The sequence below is a fragment of the Aminobacter sp. J44 genome, assembly GCF_007829415.1.
GTDB lineage: Bacteria > Pseudomonadota > Alphaproteobacteria > Rhizobiales > Rhizobiaceae > Aerobium.
Genome location: NZ_VLJG01000011.1, coordinates 13,943 through 32,952, shown reverse-complemented (window position 1 = coordinate 32,952; position 19,010 = coordinate 13,943). Strand labels below are relative to the sequence as shown.

Sequence of the window (19,010 nt, the reverse complement as noted above, 5' to 3'; positions counted from 1 at the left end):
TGACCCGCCCCCGGGAGGGGGACGGGCAAAGCGGAGATGAGGTAAGCCGCGCCTTACGCGGCCTTGTCGGCGTTCGGATACGGGTTGAACCGTTCGTAGAAGGTCTCGCCCTTCGCCGCCATGTCGTGGAGCAGCTGCGGCGCCTTGAACTGCGCGCCGTACTTGCCCTCAAGGCGCGCGGCGAGCTCGACGAACTTCTTCACGCCCATACCGTCGATGTAGCTCAGCGTGCCGCCGGTGTACGGCGCGAAACCAAAGGCCAGGATCGAGCCGACATCGGCCTCGCGCGGGTCGGTGACGATGCCTTCCTCCATCACGCGCGCTGCTTCGAGCGCGATGGTGACGAGGAAGCGCTGCTTGAGCTCCTCGACGTCGATCTTGTCGGCGTCCTGCTGCGGGTAGAGCGTCTTGAGATCCGGCCACAGATACTTCTTCGCCGGCTTTTCCGGATATTCATAGAACCCCTTGCCGTTCTTGCGGCCGAGGCGGCCGTGAGTGTCGACCATGGTGTTGATGAGCTTGAACTGCTCGGGGTCGACCGCGCCTTCGCCGAGGTCGCGGATCGTCTGCTTCATGATCTTCTGGGCAAGGTCGATCGCGGTCTCGTCGGTCAGCGCCAACGGGCCGACGGGCATGCCGGCCATGCGCGCGGCGTTCTCGATCATCGCCGGCGGGACGCCTTCAATGACCATCTGGAACGCTTCAGCCATGTAACGCAGGACGCAGCGATTGACGTAGAAGCCGCGGGTATCGTTGACGACGATCGGCGTCTTCTTGATCGCGCGGACATAGTCGATCGCGGTGGCAATCGCCTTCTCGCCCGTCTTCTCGCCAAGGATGATCTCGACCAGCATCATCTTGTCGACCGGCGAGAAGAAGTGGATGCCGATGAAATTGGCCGGACGCGACGAGTTCTTTGCGAGCGAAGTGATCGGGATCGTCGAGGTGTTGGAGGCGAAGATCGCGCTCTCGGCAATGACCGCCTCGGTCTGCTCGGTCGCACCCTTCTTGACTTCGGAATCCTCGAACACGGCCTCGATGACGAGGTCGCAGCCTTCGAGATCCTTGTAGTCGACGGTGGGCGTGATGAGAGAGAGAAGCTGTTCCTTCTCTTCCGCCGTTGCGCGGCCCTTCTTGATGGCAGCGTCCATCAGGCCGGCCGAATGCGCCTTGCCCTTCTCGGCAAAGGCGATCTCGCGGTCGAGCAGGACGACCGGGATGCCGGCCTTGGCGGTGACGAAGGCGATGCCCGCGCCCATGAAGCCGGCGCCGAGGACGCCGATCTTGGTGAACTTCGTTTCGGGGATCCCCTGCGGACGGCGCGCGCCCTTGTTGAGCTCCTGCAGCGAGACGAACAGCGAGCGGATCATCATCCGCGCTTCGGTCGAGCGCAGGATCTGCGTGAAGTAGCGCTGCTCGATGCGAAGGCCGGTATCGAACGGCACCAGCAGGCCCTCATAGGCGGCCTTGAGGATCGCGGCCGCGCCTGGATAGTTGCCGTAGGTCTCGCGACGCAGGATGGCAATTGCCGGCGGCCAGAGGTTTGCGCCAGCGGCCGAATAGACCGGGCCGCCCGGCAGCTTGAAGCCCTTCTCGTCCCACGGCTGGACCGGCTTGAGGCCATTCCTGATCATCGCCTTGGCGGCCTCGATCAGCTGGTCGGGCGCGGCGATCTCGTGGATCAGCCCCATGCTCTTCGCCTTCTTGGGCGTCAGGTTCTGGCCGGAGGTGAGCATCTGCAGGCCCGACTGCGGGTCGGTGAGGCGCATCACGCGCTGGGTGCCGCCGGCGCCGGGGAAGATGCCGACCTTCACTTCAGGCAGCGCCATCTTCACCTTGTCGCTGTCGGCGGCGACGCGGCCGTGGCAGGCGAGCGAGAGTTCGAACGCGCCGCCCATGCAGGTGCCGTTGATCGCCGATACCCACGGCTTGCCGGAGGTCTCGATCTTGCGGAACAGCCAGGTCATGCGACCGGCATTGTCGAACAGGAACTGGATCGCTTCCTGCTCGTTCGTGGCCTTCTTCTGCTCGTACAGGGCGAGCATCTTCTGCAGCATGGTCAGGTCCGCTCCGCCGGAGAAGGTCTCCTTGCCGGAGGTGAAGACGACGCCCTTGACGGCCTCGTCGGCGGTGACTTGGTCGACGATCTGCTCGAGTTCGTCCATCACCTCTTCGGTGAAGACGTTCATCGACTTGTCGGGCATGTCCCAGGTGACGAGCGCGATGCCGTCGCTGTCGGTCTCGACGGTGAAGTTGGTGTAGTTGGCCATGGAGAGTTCCTCCTCGAAATCGGTTGCGGCCGGGCCGCGGTTTCCCTCCCCCTTGAGGGGAGGGTGGGAGCGAAGCGAGCCGGGTGGGGTATCCGGATCCCGCGCCTGCCTCCAAGAACTGCGTCGAACTGCGTCGAGCGTGGCCCCGAGGTCCCCACCCCGGCGCTGCCGCGCCGACCCTCCCCTCAAGGGGGAGGGTAACCGCGCTAGACGCGCTCGATGATGGTCGCGGTGCCCATGCCCGCGCCGATGCAGAGCGTGACGAGCGCGGTGTTGAGGTCGCGGCGCTCCAGCTCGTCCAGGACGGTGCCGAGGATCATCGCACCCGTCGCGCCGAGCGGATGGCCCATGGCGATCGCGCCGCCGTTGACGTTGATCTTGTCGTGCGGGATCTCGAATGCCTGCATGTAGCGCAGCACGACCGAGGCGAAGGCTTCGTTGAGCTCGAACAGGTCGATGTCCGAGAGCGTCATGCCCGCCTTGTCGAGCAGCTTGTGGGTGACATCCACCGGGCCGGTCAGCATGATCGCCGGCTCCGAACCGATATTGGTGAAGGCGCGGATGCGCGCCCGTGGCTTCAGGCCAAGCGTCTTGCCGGCGGTCTCGGAGCCGAGCAGCACGGCGGCCGCGCCGTCGACGATGCCCGACGAGTTGCCGGCGTGATGGACGTGGTTGATCGCCTCGACTTCCGGGTGGCGCTGGATGGCGACCGCGTTGAAGCCGCCCATCTCGCCCGGCATCACGAAGGACGGGTTGAGCGAGGCGAGCGACTGCATGTCGGTGCCGGGGCGCATGTGCTCGTCGCGGTCGAGGATGGTGAGGCCGTTCTGGTCCTTCACCGGGATCACCGACTTGCTGAAGTAGCCGTTCTCCCAGGCGTGCGCGGCGCGGCGCTGGCTCTCAACAGCATAGGCGTCGACGTCGTCGCGCGAGAAACCGTATTTGGTGGCGATGAGGTCGGCCGAGACGCCCTGCGGCACGAAGTAGCCCGGCAGGCCGACCGACGGGTCCATGAACCAGGCGCCGCCCGACATGCCCATGCCGACGCGGCTCATGCTTTCGACGCCGCCGGCGATGACGATCTCGTCGAGGCCGCCGGCGATCTTGGCGGCACCGAGGTTGATGGCATCGAGGCCGGAGGCGCAGAAGCGGGAGATCTGCATGCCCGGCGCCTTGTTGTCGTAGCCGGCCTCGAAGGCGGCCGAGCGCGGGATCACGGAGCCGGCCTCGCCGACGGGATCGACGCAGCCGAAGATGATGTCGTCGACGGTCGAGGTGTCGAGGCCGTTGCGGTCGCGGATCGCCTCCAGCGTCTTCGCCGCGAGGCGGACGGCCGGCACCTCGTGGAGTGCCCCGTCCTTCTTTCCGCGTCCGCGCGGTGTGCGCACCGCGTCATAGACAAATGCGTCTGCCATCAGTCTCTCCCTTGGTTTGCCGGCCGCACCGCTCAGAGCGTGCGGGCGATCAGCAATTTCATGATCTCGTTGGTGCCGCCGTAGATCCGCTGGACGCGCGCGTCGCGGAACATGCGGGCGATCGGGTATTCGTTCATGTAGCCATAGCCGCCGAACAGCTGCAGGCACTGGTCGACGACCTTGCCCTGCAAGTCGGACAGCCAGTACTTCGCCATCGAGGCGGTGGCGGTGTCGAGCTCGCCGCGAACGTGGCGCGCGACACAGTCATTGTAGAAGACGCGGCCAACGGTGATCTCGGTCTTGAGCTCGGCCAGCTTGAACTGGGTGTTCTGGAAGTCGATGATCTGCTTGCCGAACGCCTTGCGCTGCTTGACGTAGTCGATGGTCAGCGCCAGCGCCCGCTCGCACATGGCGATTGCGGTCGCGCCGATCTGCAGGCGCTCCTGCGGTAGTTGCTGCATCAGCTGGACGAAGCCTTGGCCTTCCTCGGTGCCGATGAGGTTCGACGCCGGCACGCGCACGTCATTGAAGAAGAGTTCCGACGTGTCGTTCGACTTGAGGCCAATCTTGTCGAGGTTTCGGCCGCGCTCGAAGCCCTCGACCTCATCGGTCTCTACGACGATCAGCGAGGTGCCCTTGGCGCCCTTCTCGGGGTCGGTCTTGGCGACGACGACGATGAGGTTGGCGAGCTGGCCGTTGGTGATGAATGTTTTTGAGCCGTTGATGCGGTAGAAGTCGCCTTCGCGGACCGCGCGCGTCTTGACGCCCTGCAGGTCGGAGCCCGCGCCCGGCTCGGTCATGGCGATGGCGCCGATCAGCTCGCCGCTCGCCATCTTCGGCAGCCACTTCTTCTTCTGCTCTTCGGTGCCGTAGTGGAGGATGTACGGCGCGACGATCGCGCTGTGCAGGCCGATGCCGAAGCCGTCGACGCCGACATGGCTGATCGCCTCGAGGATCGCGCTCTCATGCGCGAAGGTGCCGCCCGCGCCGCCATACTCTTCCGGCATTGAGGCACACAGGAGGCCGTTCGCGCCCGCCTTCAGCCAGCTCTCGCGATCGAAGATCTCGTTCTTCTCGAACTCTTCGTAATGCGGCACGATCTCCGCCTCGAAGAAGCGGGTGGCCATGTCGTAGAGCATCCCAACTTCCTCGTCCGCCCATGCGGGCTTGGGAAGATTGAGAACGGTCGCGGGATTTGTATTCATATGCCTTCTTCCTTTCCCTCCCCCTTGAGGGGAGGGTGGCCGCGAAGCGGCCGCGCCTTCTGGCGCATTTCGAAACTGACACGCGTGCGTGGCATCGTCCCAATCCTCCCCGAGCGGGATTTGCATAGAAGCGTTGACGCGCTTCCGAGGCAACCCCACCCGTCCAGCCGCCTGCGGCGGCTGTCCACCCTCTCCTCAAGGGGGAGGGAGAGGGTGGCGGAACCGATCAAAACGCATCCTCCGGCAGAGCCATCATCGAATCGCAGCCTGAGGAGAGGCCCGCGAGGTGGGCGGCCGTCTCCGGCATGATGCGGTCCATGAAGTACTTGCCGGTGACCAGCTTGTGCTCGTGGATCGCGCTGCCGGCGCCTTCGGCAATCTTGTCCTGCGCGGCCTTGACCATGCGAGCCCACATGTAGCCGAGGGCGACGAGGCCGAAGAGGTGCAGGTAGTCGGTGGCGGCGGCGCCCGCATTGTCCGGCTTCTGCATCGCGTTCTGCATCAGCCACATGGTGGCCGCCTGCAGGTCGTTGAGCCCCTTCTTGAGGCCCTTGGTGTAGGGCGACATCTTCTCGTCGCTGCGGTACTGCTCGCAGAACTCGCCGACTTCCTTGAAGAAGGACTGGACGGCGCGGCCGCCGTTCATGGCGAGCTTGCGGCCGACGAGGTCGAGCGCCTGGATGCCGTTGGCACCCTCATAGATCATGGCGATGCGGGCATCGCGCACGAACTGGCTCATGCCGTGCTCTTCGATGTAGCCATGGCCGCCGAAGACCTGCTGCGCCATGACGGCGTGCTCGAAGCCCTTGTCGGTCAGCACGCCCTTGATGATCGGCGTCATCAGGCCCAGGTGGTCTTCAGCCGCCTGCCGGTCGGCCTCGTCGCCGGAGCGGTGAGCCACATCCGACTTCAGCGCGGTCCAGAGGATGAGCGCTCGGCCGGCCTCGTTGAAGGCGCGCATGTTCATGAGGTTGCGGCGGATGTCTGGGTGGACGATGATCGGGTCGGCCTTCTGCTCCGGCGCCTTGACGCCCGAGATCGAGCGGCCCTGCAGGCGCTCCTTCGCGTAGGCGACGGCGTTCTGGTAGGCGATCTCGCCGATCGACAGGCCCTGCAGACCGACGCCGAGGCGCGCCTCATTCATCATCACGAACATCGCCTTGAGGCCGCCGTTCTCGGCGCCAAGCAGGTAACCCTCCGCCTCGTCATAGTTCATGACGCAGGTGGCGTTGCCGTGGATGCCCATCTTCTCCTCGATCGAGCCACAGGAGACGGAGTTGCGCTCGCCGGGGTTGCCGTTCGCATCCAGCTTGAACTTCGGCACGATGAAGAGGGAGATGCCCTTGGTGCCTTCCGGCGCGCCTTCGATGCGTGCGAGAACGAGATGGATGATGTTCTCGCTCATGTCGTGCTCGCCGGCCGAGATGAAGATCTTCTGGCCGGAAATCTTGTAGGAGCCGTCGCCGTTGGGCACGGCCTTGGTGCGCAGCAGGCCGAGGTCGGTGCCGCAGTGCGGTTCGGTCAGGTTCATCGTGCCGGTCCACACACCCTCGGCCATCTTCGGAACGTAGGTCTGCTTCTGCTCGTCCGAGCCGTGCTCGATGATCGCGGCGATCGCGCCTTGTGTGAGGCCCGGATACATCATCAGCGCCATGTTGGCCGAGGACATGTACTCGGCGACGGCGGTGTGGACGGTATAGGGCAGGCCCTGGCCGCCGAACTCGGCCGGGATTGCGAGCGACATCCAGCCGCCCTCGCGATACTGGTCGTAGGCTTCCTTGAAGCCCTTCGGCGTCGTGACCGAGCCATCCTCATGGCGAATGCAGCCCTCGCGGTCGCCGACCTGGTTCAGCGGATGGATGACGTTTTCCGCAAGCTTCGCGGCCTCGCCGAGAATGGCGTCGAGAAGGTCGGCCGAGGCGTCGGAGAACCCGGGAAGATTTGAATAGCGCTCGTAGCCAAGCACGTCGTTGAGAACGAAAAGGGTGTCTGCAACTGGCGCCTTGTAGATCGTCATCAAATCCTCCTGATCCCATTGGTGCGCGCCGCAACGTGGCGGCACTACGCGTCGGGCGGGAACTTAGCGGATTTTGACGTTTGCGTAAACGTCACTTTGGAGTTGTGCGCTGGCTCATTGGGAGATCTGTTCGACCAGGCAGGAAAATTGGGTGAGCGGGGAAGAATCCCGGCAAGAAAAAAGGGCCCGCGCGGCGGCGGGCCCTTCAAGAACTGTCTGATCGGGTGGGGGATCAAACTTATGCAGCTTGCGCCTGCATGCGCGATGCGAGAACCGAACGCCAGTCGTCCAGGGCGTTCTGGAGGTCGCTCATGGCTTCCTCGATCGCTTCGCGCTGCTTCTCGAGCTTGACCATCTGGCGCTCGGACTTGTCGATCAGCGTACGCAGCTGCTTGATGTTGCGGCCCTCGGGGTCGTAGAGGTCCATGATCTGCTTGACCTCGCGGAGCGAGAAACCAACCTTGCGGCCCAGCATGATCAACTTGAGACGCGAAACGTCACGACGCGAGTAAAGACGAGTATTGCCTTCACGCTTCGGCGAGATCAGGCCCTTGTCTTCGTAGAAACGAAGAGTGCGCAACGTCACGCCGAACAGGTTAGCCATGTCACCGATACGGATATAGGTTTCGGCAACATCAGCCGTATTGGCCACGCTTTCGCTGGCCGGCATCATGTTCATCATTTCACAATTCCCCGTACTCGCGCCCGCATGGCTGCGGAACGCAAACTTGGATGTCCTTGGGGCGAAAGGCATCCGGCTCACTGCCCGACCGGCGTTAACCGCATCGATTGCGCGGGCATATATTCCCACGGAAATTATGCTGCAAGTGCGAAATGAAGTCGCACGGTCACAAAATTTTTAACACGTAAAAAATTGCGGATGCAAGAATATCACGTAGCGGCTTAGCAACCTTGGTTAACGGCTTGTTTACCATGTGCAGTGGATTGTGCGGGCATCGGTGATCCGTGTGATTTTGTCTGTTGTTGATCACGGATTTATCATCGGGGGATTCGTCGGGGGATGACGCCTGGCCAAGCACGGCTTGCGCAAGTTCCGGCGTCTCCAGGGCTTAGGTTTGGGAACGCGCCGGATATCCGGTCAGCAAGGCGGCAGCGGACGTGTCGATGAACAACAGGCGCTCTTATCTGGATTCGATAAATGCAGGCCGGCGTCGTCGCCCGAGCACCTCGCTCGAGCAGCTGAATGAGACCCTGAACGAGCTGGAGAGCCGGATCAGGCGTCCGTCCGAATTCCGTGAAAGCGGAAGGAGTTCCGACCGTGATCGCCCTTTCCGTGATGCGCCGCATGATGAAGCCATTGAACGCCGCTGGGATGAACTCTCCCGTCGCGCGGCGCCGCGCACTGATGAGCGCATGGTCGACGAGTTGCGTTCGCTGCGCGAGGAAGTGCGCACGCAAATGACCACGGGCCTGCGCCGCGAGTTCGCCGCACTGCGCGACGAGATCGAACATGCGCTGCGCGGCAGCGGCAACTCTCAGCACGCCGCGGAGCTCCGCGCCGAGTTCGAGCGCCTTTCCGGCATGATCCACCATCTCGCCGAGCAGAGCGACGACCGCCACATCAACCTGCTTCGGCAGGAGATGGAGGAGGTGAAGGGCGCCCTCGGCAAGCTTGCGCGCGAAGAGACGATCCAGTCCTTCGATCGCCGCTGGGACGAGTTCGACCGTCGCTGGAACGACATTGCCCAGAAGTTCACCGCGCCGCAGCGCAATCCGGCCGATGACGCGGCCCTGCAGGCCCTGAGCATGCGTGTGGATGAGATCGCCGGCCTGATCGAGCGGCTGCCGAGTTCGGTTACGCTGCGCTCGCTCGAAGAGAAGATGAAGATCCTCTCCTCGGCAGTCGACCAGTTCACCCACCAGCAGGACCGGATCAGTTCCGAAGCGCTGGAGGCAATCGAGGAACGCCTCAACGAGATTTCGCGCGCGGTCGCCGCGACCGCCGTCACCGCCAATTCGGTATCGTTCGATCCGGAGCCCTTCGAGCGCATCGAGGCCCGCATCTCGTCGCTCGCGCGCCAGCTGGGCTCGGTGGTCGAGGACAATCCGGCCAATGCGCTTGCAAGCCAGCTCGCCGACCTCGGCCATCGCGTCGAGGAGATCGCCCGCCGCGTCGACATGCCGGACGAAATCGTCAACCGGCTCGCCGGCCAGATCGACATCATCTCGCGCAAGCTCGATGAGACGCCGGCTGGCCCGGACCTTGATGCCGTGTTCGAGGGCATCGACCGCCGCTTCGCGACGCTTGCCGCGATGCTGGAGCAGCGCCACGAGGATGCGCAGGAGCAGGGGCAGGCCTTGTTCCGCGATCTCGAACGCCGTCTGGGGGATGTCACTTCGCGCCTCAGCGAACGCGAGACCAACGCAAATTTCGTCCAGAGCGAGCATCTGCTCCAGGCAATGGACGACCGCTTCGCGGAACTTGCGAGCCGGCTGGAGCGCCAGCAGGTCGCCGCACAGCCGGCGCCGGGTGTTGATCCCGAACTGATCCGCAGCCTCGAGGCGCAGATCGCCGGCCTCGCTTCCCAGATCTCGAGCCCCGATCTCTCGCAGATAAATCCGCGCCTCGACCGCATCGAGGATACGATCGAGGAGAACCGTCGTCTCGTCGTCGAGGCCGCGCGTCTGGCGGCCGAGGAGGCGGTGCGCAACATCGCGCCGACGAGCGCGGCCAACGACGCCGTCATCGCCTCGCTGACCGACGACCTGAAGACGCTGGAAGCGCTTGCGCGACGCTCCGAGGATCGCAACACGAAGACCTTCGAGGCGATCCACGACACGCTTCTGAAGATCGTCGACCGCCTCAGCATGCTTGAAGCCGCACATGAGGGCGGCAACGGCGAGCAGCGCGAGCGCGTGCGCGCCGCGATTGCCGAGACCCCCGCTTTTGCGCCCGTCGAGGAAGAACTGGCGCTTGAGCCTGCTGTGGCGGTTGCGGCTGCTGCCAAGGCATCCGCTGCGATCCAGGCCGCGCGCGAGGAGGCTGTCGCCAAGGATACCGGCAAGAAGTCGGTGCTGTCGGGCCTGACGAAGGCGCTGGGCCGCAAGGGCGGCAAGGACGAGGCCGACATCGCTGAGCCCTCGCCGACGGCTGTCATGGAGCAGCAGTTCGCCGCGCCGACGGTTGAAATCGATGCCGCGATCGATCCGAGGATCGTCAACGAGCCGCTGGCGCCGGGTTCGGGCGCGCCTGACCTCAACGCGATCATGAAGCGCGTTCGCGGCAACAAGGGCGGTACGGGATCTGCAGCCGACAACGAGATTGCCAAGGCGGACTTCATCGCCGCCGCGCGCCGTGCCGCACAGGCTGCCGCCGCCGAGGCGGGCAACACAGCGAAGGCCGCCGCTGCCGAGAAGCCTGCGAAGGAAGGCTCTGCCGTGAGCCGCATCCTTGGCCGCAGCCGCAAGCCGCTGCTGATGGGCGTCGCGCTGCTCGCGATCACGGTGCTCGCGCTGCAGATCGGCAAGAATTTCATGGGCGGTGGCGAGGTCGTCGACCAGGCCGCCTACGAGAGCGAGGACGCCTTCCAGGCGAACGTCCCGGCTGAAGGCACCGACAACGCGGAAGCCGCCGGCACGCCGACGATCAACCGGGAACTTCCGGTCGAAGGTTCGGTCGCCGCCATCCCAGAGCGGGCCGAAACGACGGTTGAGCCGGTTGCGGAGGCGCCGAAGCAGGACGAGATGGCCTGGCTTGATCCGAACGCATCGCAGCCGATGCCGGGGCCGGTTGCCGTTGCTGCCCAGCCGGTGGAAGAGATCGATATTCCAGCCGAGCCGACCGAAGAGCAGCTTGCCGCGATCCCGGATGCCATCGGCCCGGTCGCACTGCGCGAGGCCGCAGCTTCCGGCGACCCGAAGGCTCTGTTCGAGATCGGCAGCCGCTATGCCGAGGGCAGGGGCGTTCCCGCTGACATGGCCGAGGCGGCAAAGTGGTATGAGCAGGCGGCTGACGCTGGCCTTGCACCGGCTCAGTACCGGATCGGCAATCTTTATGAGAAGGGTATTGGCGTCGAGCGCGACGTCGCGAGGGCAAAGACCTGGTACCAGCTCGCCGCAGCGCAGGGCAATGCCAGCGCCATGCACAACCTCGCCGTCCTGTTCGCGATGGGCGCCGATGGCGTCAGCGACCATGAGTCGGCCGCGCGCTGGTTCCTCGAAGCAGCCGAGCTCGGAGTGCGCGACAGCCAGTTCAACCTTGGCATTCTCGCCGCCAAGGGCGTCGGGATGAAGCAGAACCTCGAGGATGCCTACAAGTGGTTCGACATCGTTGCCCGCCAGGGCGACAAGGACGCTGCCGAAAAGCGCGACGAGGTCGCCAAGGTGATGAAGCCTGAGGCGCTGGAGCGCGCACGCAATTCGGCCGAACTCTGGCAACAGCGCCAGATCGACCCCGAGGCGAACACGGTTGAAATTCCCGAAAGCTGGACCACCGGCCACGAGACGACCGCCAGCATCGACATGAAGCAGGCGGTGCGCAACATCCAGCGCATCCTGAATTTGCAGGGCTTTGATGCCGGCGTCGAGGATGGCGTCATGGGCCAGCGCACCAAGGATGCCATCAAGGCCTTCCAGAAGGCGAACGGCATACAGCCGACCGGCGAGGTCGACGAGCCGCTGGTGCGCGCCCTTCTGGCAAAGCGCGACGCCAAGGGTGCCTGACGCGCGCCATATGGTAAGCGAGACGCCAACTTTGCTATCTTAACGACCGTCGGTTGCCCCCGCTGCCGATGATTCGCAAACACTCATTCTCCAGGAGGGAGATGATGCTCAAGGAATTTCAGGAATTTATCGCCAAGGGCAACGTCATGGACCTTGCCGTCGGCGTGATTATCGGCGGTGCGTTCGGCCTGATCGTCTCATCGCTGGTCGATGACATCATCATGCCGATCGTCGGCGCGATCTTTGGCGGCTTCGATTTCTCGAACTACTTCCTGCCGCTGTCTTCCAACGTTACCGCCACCTCGCTTGCTGCTGCGCGCGAGCAGGGCGCGGTGTTCGCTTATGGCAACTTCATCACCGTCGTCATTAACTTCCTGATCCTGGCATGGATCATCTTCCTGATGGTCAAGGGCGTGAACACGATGCGCCGCCGCCTCGAGCGCCAGAAGGCCGAGGAGCCGGCAGCTCCGCCGCCCGCCGACGTCCAGCTGCTCACGGAAATTCGCGACCTGCTGGCCCGCAAGTAAGCTCCGGCTAACAGACAAAGAAGAAGCCCCGGCGCGATGCACCGGGGCTTTTTGCTTGGGAGGCAAACATGAAGGGTCGGATCAGCCGCCGGCTTTGGAGACGACCAGCGGAACGACCCGATCCGAACGGGCAGGCTCGCTCGGAGCCGATGCGTCGCGGAAGGGAATGCCGAGCGCGGTCCAGGTCTCGACCAGCGCGTCGCGAAGTACTTCGATCAGCTTGTCGTCGTGGCACGGCGTCGGCGTGATGCGCAGGCGCTCGGTGCCGCGCGGGACGGTCGGGTAGTTGATCGGCTGGATGTAGATGTTGTGCTTGGCGAGCAGACGGTCGCTCGCCATCTTGCAGAGCTCCGGATCCCCGACCAGCACCGGCACGATGTGCGTCTGCGACGGCATGACCGGCAGGCCGGCAGCCGACAGAACGTCCTTGGTCCGCTGCGCCTGGCGCTGCTGCGCGTCGCGCTCGACCTGCGACGTCTTGAGGTGACGGATCGAGGCGGTCGCCGCTGCGGCGATTGAAGGGGGCAGGGCGGTCGTGAAGATGAAGCCCGGCGCGTAGGAGCGCACGGCGTCGATGACTTCGCGGGTGCCGGTGATGTAGCCGCCGAGCGCGCCGAAGGCCTTGGCCAGCGTGCCCTCGATGACGTCGATGCGGTGGGCGAGGCCCTCACGCTCGGTGATGCCGCCGCCGCGCGCGCCGTACATGCCGACCGCGTGCACTTCGTCGATATAGGTCATCGCGTTGTACTTGTCGGCGAGGTCCGCGATCTCCTTGATCGGGGCGACGTCGCCGTCCATCGAGTACACGCTCTCGAACACGATCAGCTTGGCGCGTTCGTTGCCAGCCTGCTGCAGCAGGCTTTCCAGATGCGCAACGTCGTTGTGGCGGAAGATCTTCTTCTCCGCGCCCGAGCGACGCACGCCCTCGATCATCGAGGCATGATTGAGCTCGTCGGAGAGGATCAGGCAGTTCGGCAGCAGGCGGCCGATCGTCGAGATCGCAGCTTCGTTGGAGACGAAGCCCGAGGTGAAGACGAGGCCGGCTTCCTTGCCATGCAGGTCGGCGAGCTCAAGCTCAAGCTCGACCAGCGGGTGGTTGGTGCCGGAGATGTTGCGCGTGCCGCCCGCGCCGGAACCCATGTTCCCGGTCGCGTTCTGCGACGCTGCAATGACGTCCGGATGCTGGCCCATGCCGAGATAATCGTTGGAACACCAGACCGTGATCTCGCGCGCCTCGCCTTCGGAGCGCCAGATCGCCTGCGGGAAGCGGCCCACAATCCGTTCCAGATCGGCAAACACGCGATAGCGCCGCTCCTCGTGGAGTTGACGGATCGCTTCCTCGAAAAATCGCTGGTAATTCATTTCGCTTTCCTAAGAAATGCGGCCGGAAAATAGTACCACCGGCTCGCCGCGTCCACGCACAGCGTGTGGTCAAATTGCCACGGCAGATTTTGCGCGTTTCTAGGCCCTTAAGCCTGACATCCATTTGATCTGACGCAAATGGATCCCGAAAATTTCGGAACCATCCCCCACTACCCACGTTCGCAAGACGGGTCCGCCTGACGACGGGCCTTTCGAGTCGTGCCCCCCGGCACGTTGATGTTTTGCAACAGGAGATTTCCCGGAACCGTGTGTGGGATTTGTGGTGAAGTACGTTTCGATGGCGCGCAGCCTTCTGCGATAGCCCAGACGAGGATGATGGACGCGCTTGCGCCGCGCGGACCCGATGGATCAGGACTAGCGATTCACGGCAATGTCGCGCTGGGGCACCGGCGGCTCAGGATCATCGACTTGTCGGAAAAGGCGCGCCAGCCAATGGTCGACGCAGAACTCGGCCTCGCCATCGCCTTCAACGGCTGCATCTACAACTATCCCGAACTGCGGGCAGAGCTCGAGGACAAGGGCTACCGCTTCTTCTCGACCGGCGACACCGAGGTGATCCTCAAGGCGTGGCATGCCTGGGGGAAGGAGTGTGTGAAGCGCTTCCACGGCATGTTCGCCTTCGTGATCCATGAGCGCGACTCGGGGCGCGTCGTGATGGCGCGCGACCGGTTCGGCATTAAGCCGCTCTACATCGCCGAAACGCCGCATTCGCTGCGCTTTGCCTCGTCGCTGCCGGCACTGCTGCAGGCGGGCGAGGTTGATACCTCGATCGACCGCCATGCGCTGCACCACTACATGACCTTTCACGCGGTCGTCCCGCCGCCGCGCACGATCATCAAGGGCGTGCGCAAGCTGCCGCCAGCGACGATCCGCGTCATCGAACCGGACGGCACCAGGGAAGACAGCGTCTACTGGGCGCCACCCTACCAGCGCGATCCGCAATATGCGGGGCTCTCGTCGACCGACTGGCGCGACATGGTGCTGGATGCGCTGCGCACTTCCGTGAGGCGCCGCATGGTCGCGGATGTGCCCGTTGGCGTGCTGCTGTCGGGCGGCGTCGATTCCAGCCTGATCGTCGGCCTCTTGGCCGAGGAAGGCCAGCACGGCCTCGCCACCTTCTCCGTCGGCTTCGAGGAAGCCAACGGCGAGAAGGGCGATGAATTCCAGTACTCCGACCTGATCGCGCAGCGCTACGACACGCGCCACCACAAGATCTTCGTCGGTTCCGACCGGCTCATCGAGGCGCTGCCCGGCGTAATCGGAGCGATGTCCGAGCCGATGGTCTCCTACGACAATGCCGGTTTCTACCTGCTGTCGCAGGAAGTTTCGAAGCATGTGAAGGTGGTGCAGTCGGGGCAGGGNCGCCCGCGTCTTCTTCGACCGTTCGCACGCGACGCTGCAGCGGCAGGTGAATGCCGACTGGCTGCCGGACGCGGATGTGAGCCGTGAGCTTGTCGCCGAACATCTCAACATGCCGGGTGCAGATACGCCGGTCGACGCGGCGCTCAGGCTCGACAGCCAGGTGATGCTGGTCGACGACCCGGTCAAGCGAGTCGACAACATGACGATGGCGTGGGGCTTGGAAGCGCGCGTGCCCTTCCTCGACCACGAGCTGGTCGAGCTCGCTGCAAAAATCCCACCCGAGGAAAAGCTGCACAGCGGCGGCAAGGGCGTCCTGAAGGAAGCCGCGCGGCTCGTCGTGCCTCATGAGGTCATCGACCGGCCGAAGGGATACTTCCCCGTACCGCAGCTCAAATATGTCGACGGCCCGTACCTCGAGATGGTGCGCGATGCGCTGGGCTCCCGCGTGGCACGCGAGCGAGGGCTCTTCCGCGACGACTATCTCGACGAACTTTTCACCAACCCTTCCGACCACATCACGCCGCTGCGCGGCTCGGAGCTTTGGCAGGTCGGACTTCTCGAAATGTGGATGCAGAGCCATGGGATCTAGTCGAATGGCGCGTAGCGAACGGCCGCAGGCGCACCGGCTTCAGCGCTTTCACGCACAGTCGCGCGGTCCCGCCGGACTGGAGCCGCCGCAGTCAGCGGCTTGTGTCGATTGCGGCTGGGGCCGGCTGATCTTCTCGCACACCTTCGACAACCCGCAGGACGTGGTTGCCGCACTGCGCGAGGAGGGACCGGAGCGAAGGGACATCGCCTTCTATGTCCGCGACCCGCATGTGCTTCTGGCGGCAGCACCGCAGGAGATTTTCCTCGACCCGTCGCACACCTACCGGCTGGATCTCGCGACCTATCGCGCCAGCCGCCGCCAGACGCGCGGCTTCTTCATCCGCCGGTTGTCGACCGAAGCCGATGCACGCGCGGTGAACCGCATCTATGGCTCGCGCGGCATGGTGCAGGTGCGGCCCGACTTCTTCTGGAGCAACCGTGACAGTCGCGCGCTCACCTATCTCGTCGCGGAGGATGAAAACACCGGCGAAATCATCGGTACCGTAACCGGTGTCGATCATCCGCGTGCCTTTTCCGATCCCGAGCAGGGCTCGTCGCTCTGGTGCCTAGCGGTCGACCCGCAAGCAAAACATCCCGGTATTGGCGAGATGCTGGTGCGGCGTCTGGCAGAGCATTTTTCGGCTCGCGGGCGAGCGTACATGGACCTTTCGGTCCTGCACGACAACGAGAACGCGATCCGGCTCTACGAAAAGCTCGGCTTTCGCCGGGTTCCGGTGTTCGCGGTCAAGCGCAAGAACCCCATCAATGAAAAGCTTTTCTCGCGGCCGCTCGAAAACTACGACCAGCTCAATCCCTACGCGAAGCTGATCGTTGATGAGGCGCACCGCAGGGGCGTGCATGTCGAGATCACGGATGCAGAGGGCGGCTTCTTCCGCCTGTCGCATGGCGGGCGCTCGGTCCACTGCCGCGAGAGCTTGTCGGAACTGACTTCGGCGGTGGCGATGTCGATCTGCGACGACAAGGCGGTGACGCGCCGGGTGGTCGAGTCGGCAGGCCTGTCGGTGCCCGAGCAGATGGTCGCGAGCGACGATGACGAGGCGCTGCAGGCGTTCATCGACAAGCATGGGCGCGTCGTCGTGAAGCCCGCGCGGGGTGAGCAGGGACGCGGCATTGCCGTGGGACTCGAGACGCTGAAAGAGACCAAGGCGGCAATAGCGGCGGCCAAGGAAGTCTGCGACCGCGTCCTGATTGAGGCCTGCTTCGCAGGAGAGGACCTTCGTCTCGTGGTGATCGACTTCAAGCTGGTTGCCGCCGCCGTACGCCGGCCGCCGCATATCGTCGGCGATGGCCGCAAGAAGATCCGCACCCTGATCGAGGCGCAGTCACGCCGCCGCGAAGCTGCGACCGGGGGCGAGAGCAAGATCCCGATCGATGGCGAGACGGAGCGCTGCCTGGCGCTTTCGGGCTACACGCTCGACAGCGTCCCGGAGAGCGGGAAGGAGATCATGGTGCGCAAGACCGCCAACCTTCACACCGGCGGGTCGATCCATGACGTCACCGACATCGTCCATCCGCGGCTGGTGGAGGCGGCGATTGCAGCGGCGCGGGCCATCGACATCCCGGTCGTCGGCATCGACTTCATGGTGAAAAGTCCTGACCAGCCCGAGTACGTCTTCATCGAGGCGAACGAGCGGCCAGGCCTTGCCAACCATGAACCGCAGCCGACAGCCGAGCGCTTCCTCGACCTCTTGTTCCCGCTTTCGGGTGCACGGGCAGCGGCGATGGCTTTGGGCCGGGCATAATGCCGATCGACCAAGCATATCTGGTGGCGCAGCTGAAGGCGCTGCTCGCGATCGACAGCCCGACTGGCTATACGGATCAGGTCGTCCGCTACTGTTATCGCGAGATCGAGCGGCTGGGGCTGACACCGGAACTGACGCGGCGCGGCGCGATCCGCGCCGTGCGCCAGGGCAGCCGCCGCAAGGGTGCGCGGGCGATCATCGCCCACCTTGACACGCTCGGCGCACAGGTAAAGCTCGTCAAGGACAATGGCCGGCTGGAACTCGTGCCGATCGGTCACTGGTCAGCGCGGTTTGCCGAAGGCGCGCGTGTGACGCTTTACAGCGAGCGCGGCAGCTTTCGCGGCTCGGTCCTGCCGCTGAAGGCATCGGGCCACACCTACAACGAGGAAGTCGATACCGCGCCGGTCGGCTGGCAGCACGTCGAATTGCGCATCGATGCGGTGACGCGCTCGAAGGAGGAGACGCTGGAACTTGGCATCGACGTCGGCGACTTCGTTGCCTTCGACACCAATGCCGAGTTCCTCGACAACGGCTTCATCTCTTCGCGTCACCTTGACGACAAGGCGGGAGTGGCGATCGCGCTTGCTTGTCTTGAGGCGCTGGAGCGGGAAGGCGCGAAGACGCCGGTCGACGTCCATTTCCTGTTCACGATCGCGGAGGAAGTCGGCGTCGGTGCCGCGGCCATCGTCACCGAAGACATCGCGGCTATGGTGACCATCGACAATGGCACGACCGCGCCGGGCCAGAACTCGTCCGAATTCGGCGCGACGATCGCGATGGCGGATCAGTCGGGCCCGTTCGACTATCACCTGACGAAGAAGCTGGTCGACCTTTGCCGCGAGAACGATATCCCGTTCCAGAAGGACGTCTTCCGCTACTACCGCTCGGATTCTGCCTCGGCGATCGAGGCGGGGCACGATATCCGCACCGCGCTGGTCGCCTTCGGCATCGACGCTTCGCACGGTTACGAGCGCATCCATACCCATGCGCTTGTGTCGGTCGCGCGCCTTGTCACCGCCTACGCCAGAAGCCCTCTGGAGATCGCGCGCGACGTGAAGGATGTGTCGACCATCGCCGGCTTCCCGCGCCAGCCGCTTGCTGAGGCCGAGCAGCCGCCGATCGATCTCGACGGCGGCGCGAACTCAAGCCCTAGCGATGGACGATGATCTGCGTGTTCTTCAGCCCCTCGCGCTGGGCGAGCTCGTAGAGGATCTTCGCATGGGCCGGGTTGAGGCGGACGCAGCCGGCCGAGGCTGGACGGCCGAGCCTGCTGATCTGGTTCGTCCCGTGGACGGCGTAGTTGCCGTTGTAGAAGATCGAATAGGGCATCGGCGCGTTGTTGTAGCGGCTCGAGCGGTGGTTGCGTGACAGCCACTTCGCGGTCCAGCTGCCGGTCGGCGTCACCTTGCCGGCGCGCGCGGTCGAGACCTTCCAGCGGTACTTGACCTTGCCGTTGTGGGTGACGGTCATCGTCTGGGTGCTGATGTCGACCTTCGCGACAACCGTCGCGGCTTCCGCTTCATGCAAGCCGATCCCCGCCGACAACAGAAGCATCGAAACAAGAGCAAAAAAGCGCATCCGCATTTCTGTGACCTGCCTCGCTCAAATGCGTTTGGGCCGGAAGTGTCCCCGAAAAATATTGAGATCTTACAAATACAGGCGCATTTCATGCGGGTTTTTTCATTGGAATACGCATGATCTTCTGTTTGAGCCCGGCGTATTGTCGCCTACAGGTTGTGGTGGTTAATCGTGGTTTAAGAATCGCTGAATAACCGTGGCTAAAACGGCAGAGATGCG

The 19,010-nt window shown here is 64.2% G+C and carries 11 protein-coding genes and 1 pseudogene; 5 read left to right on the top strand and 7 right to left on the bottom strand.

Annotated elements, in window-relative coordinates:
• Positions 1-53: 53 nt before the first annotated feature.
• The 5 genes from L610_RS05785 to L610_RS05765 form a co-directional block, all read right to left on the bottom strand.
• On the bottom strand, positions 54-2,270 hold the full coding sequence (locus L610_RS05785) for a 3-hydroxyacyl-CoA dehydrogenase NAD-binding domain-containing protein (RefSeq protein WP_144703338.1): 2,217 nt from the start codon (positions 2,268-2,270) through the stop codon (positions 54-56).
• 206 nt (positions 2,271-2,476) lie between these two features.
• Positions 2,477-3,685, bottom strand: coding sequence for an acetyl-CoA C-acetyltransferase (locus L610_RS05780; RefSeq protein WP_024849110.1), 1,209 nt, complete (start codon positions 3,683-3,685; stop codon positions 2,477-2,479).
• 32 nt (positions 3,686-3,717) lie between these two features.
• Entirely contained in the window at positions 3,718-4,890 is a 1,173-nt protein-coding gene (locus L610_RS05775) for an acyl-CoA dehydrogenase family protein (RefSeq protein ID WP_024849111.1), read from the bottom strand.
• Positions 4,891-5,116: 226 nt separating this feature from the next.
• Positions 5,117-6,907: an acyl-CoA dehydrogenase C-terminal domain-containing protein gene (locus L610_RS05770; RefSeq protein WP_024849113.1), complete on the bottom strand. Its 1,791-nt coding sequence runs from the start codon at positions 6,905-6,907 to the stop codon at positions 5,117-5,119.
• A 238-nt stretch (positions 6,908-7,145) separates the two neighbouring features.
• Positions 7,146-7,589: a MerR family DNA-binding transcriptional regulator gene (locus tag L610_RS05765; protein WP_371712961.1), complete on the bottom strand. Its 444-nt coding sequence runs from the start codon at positions 7,587-7,589 to the stop codon at positions 7,146-7,148.
• Between the two features lie 443 nt (positions 7,590-8,032).
• Here L610_RS05765 and L610_RS05760 point away from each other — a divergent pair, with 443 nt between their 5' ends.
• Both L610_RS05760 and mscL read left to right on the top strand, forming a co-directional pair.
• Positions 8,033-11,590 (top strand): peptidoglycan-binding protein, encoded by a 3,558-nt coding sequence (locus tag L610_RS05760; protein ID WP_024849115.1) that lies wholly within the window; start codon positions 8,033-8,035, stop codon positions 11,588-11,590.
• A 104-nt stretch (positions 11,591-11,694) separates the two neighbouring features.
• The gene (gene mscL, locus L610_RS05755; protein ID WP_024849116.1) at positions 11,695-12,117 is read left to right on the top strand and encodes a large conductance mechanosensitive channel protein MscL; all 423 of its coding nucleotides are present in this window, start codon (positions 11,695-11,697) and stop codon (positions 12,115-12,117) included.
• An 81-nt stretch (positions 12,118-12,198) separates the two neighbouring features.
• Here mscL and hemA read toward each other — a convergent pair whose 3' ends face one another.
• A complete protein-coding gene (gene hemA / locus L610_RS05750; RefSeq protein WP_024849117.1) occupies positions 12,199-13,479 on the bottom strand; it encodes a 5-aminolevulinate synthase in 1,281 nt (426 codons plus the stop codon).
• A 267-nt stretch (positions 13,480-13,746) separates the two neighbouring features.
• On the opposite strand from hemA, the pseudogene L610_RS05745 reads away from it, so the two are divergent.
• The 3 genes and pseudogenes from L610_RS05745 to L610_RS05735 all read left to right on the top strand — a co-directional run bounded on the left by L610_RS05745 (position 13,747) and on the right by L610_RS05735 (position 18,379).
• Positions 13,747-15,451: pseudogene (locus tag L610_RS05745) on the top strand (N-acetylglutaminylglutamine amidotransferase).
• A 4-nt stretch (positions 15,452-15,455) separates the two neighbouring features.
• Positions 15,456-17,213 (top strand): N-acetylglutaminylglutamine synthetase, encoded by a 1,758-nt coding sequence (gene ngg, locus L610_RS05740; RefSeq protein ID WP_024849119.1) that lies wholly within the window; start codon positions 15,456-15,458, stop codon positions 17,211-17,213.
• Positions 17,213-18,379 carry an osmoprotectant NAGGN system M42 family peptidase gene (locus L610_RS05735; protein WP_024849120.1) on the top strand — a complete coding sequence of 389 codons (1,167 nt, stop codon included), beginning with the start codon at positions 17,213-17,215 and terminating at the stop codon, positions 18,377-18,379. Before ngg ends, L610_RS05735 begins: the two co-directional genes overlap by 1 nt.
• Here L610_RS05735 and L610_RS05730 read toward each other — a convergent pair.
• Positions 18,363-18,791 carry a L,D-transpeptidase gene (locus L610_RS05730; RefSeq protein ID WP_024849121.1) on the bottom strand — a complete coding sequence of 143 codons (429 nt, stop codon included), beginning with the start codon at positions 18,789-18,791 and terminating at the stop codon, positions 18,363-18,365. The genes L610_RS05735 and L610_RS05730 overlap by 17 nt on opposite strands.
• Between the last annotated feature and the right edge of the window lie 219 nt (positions 18,792-19,010).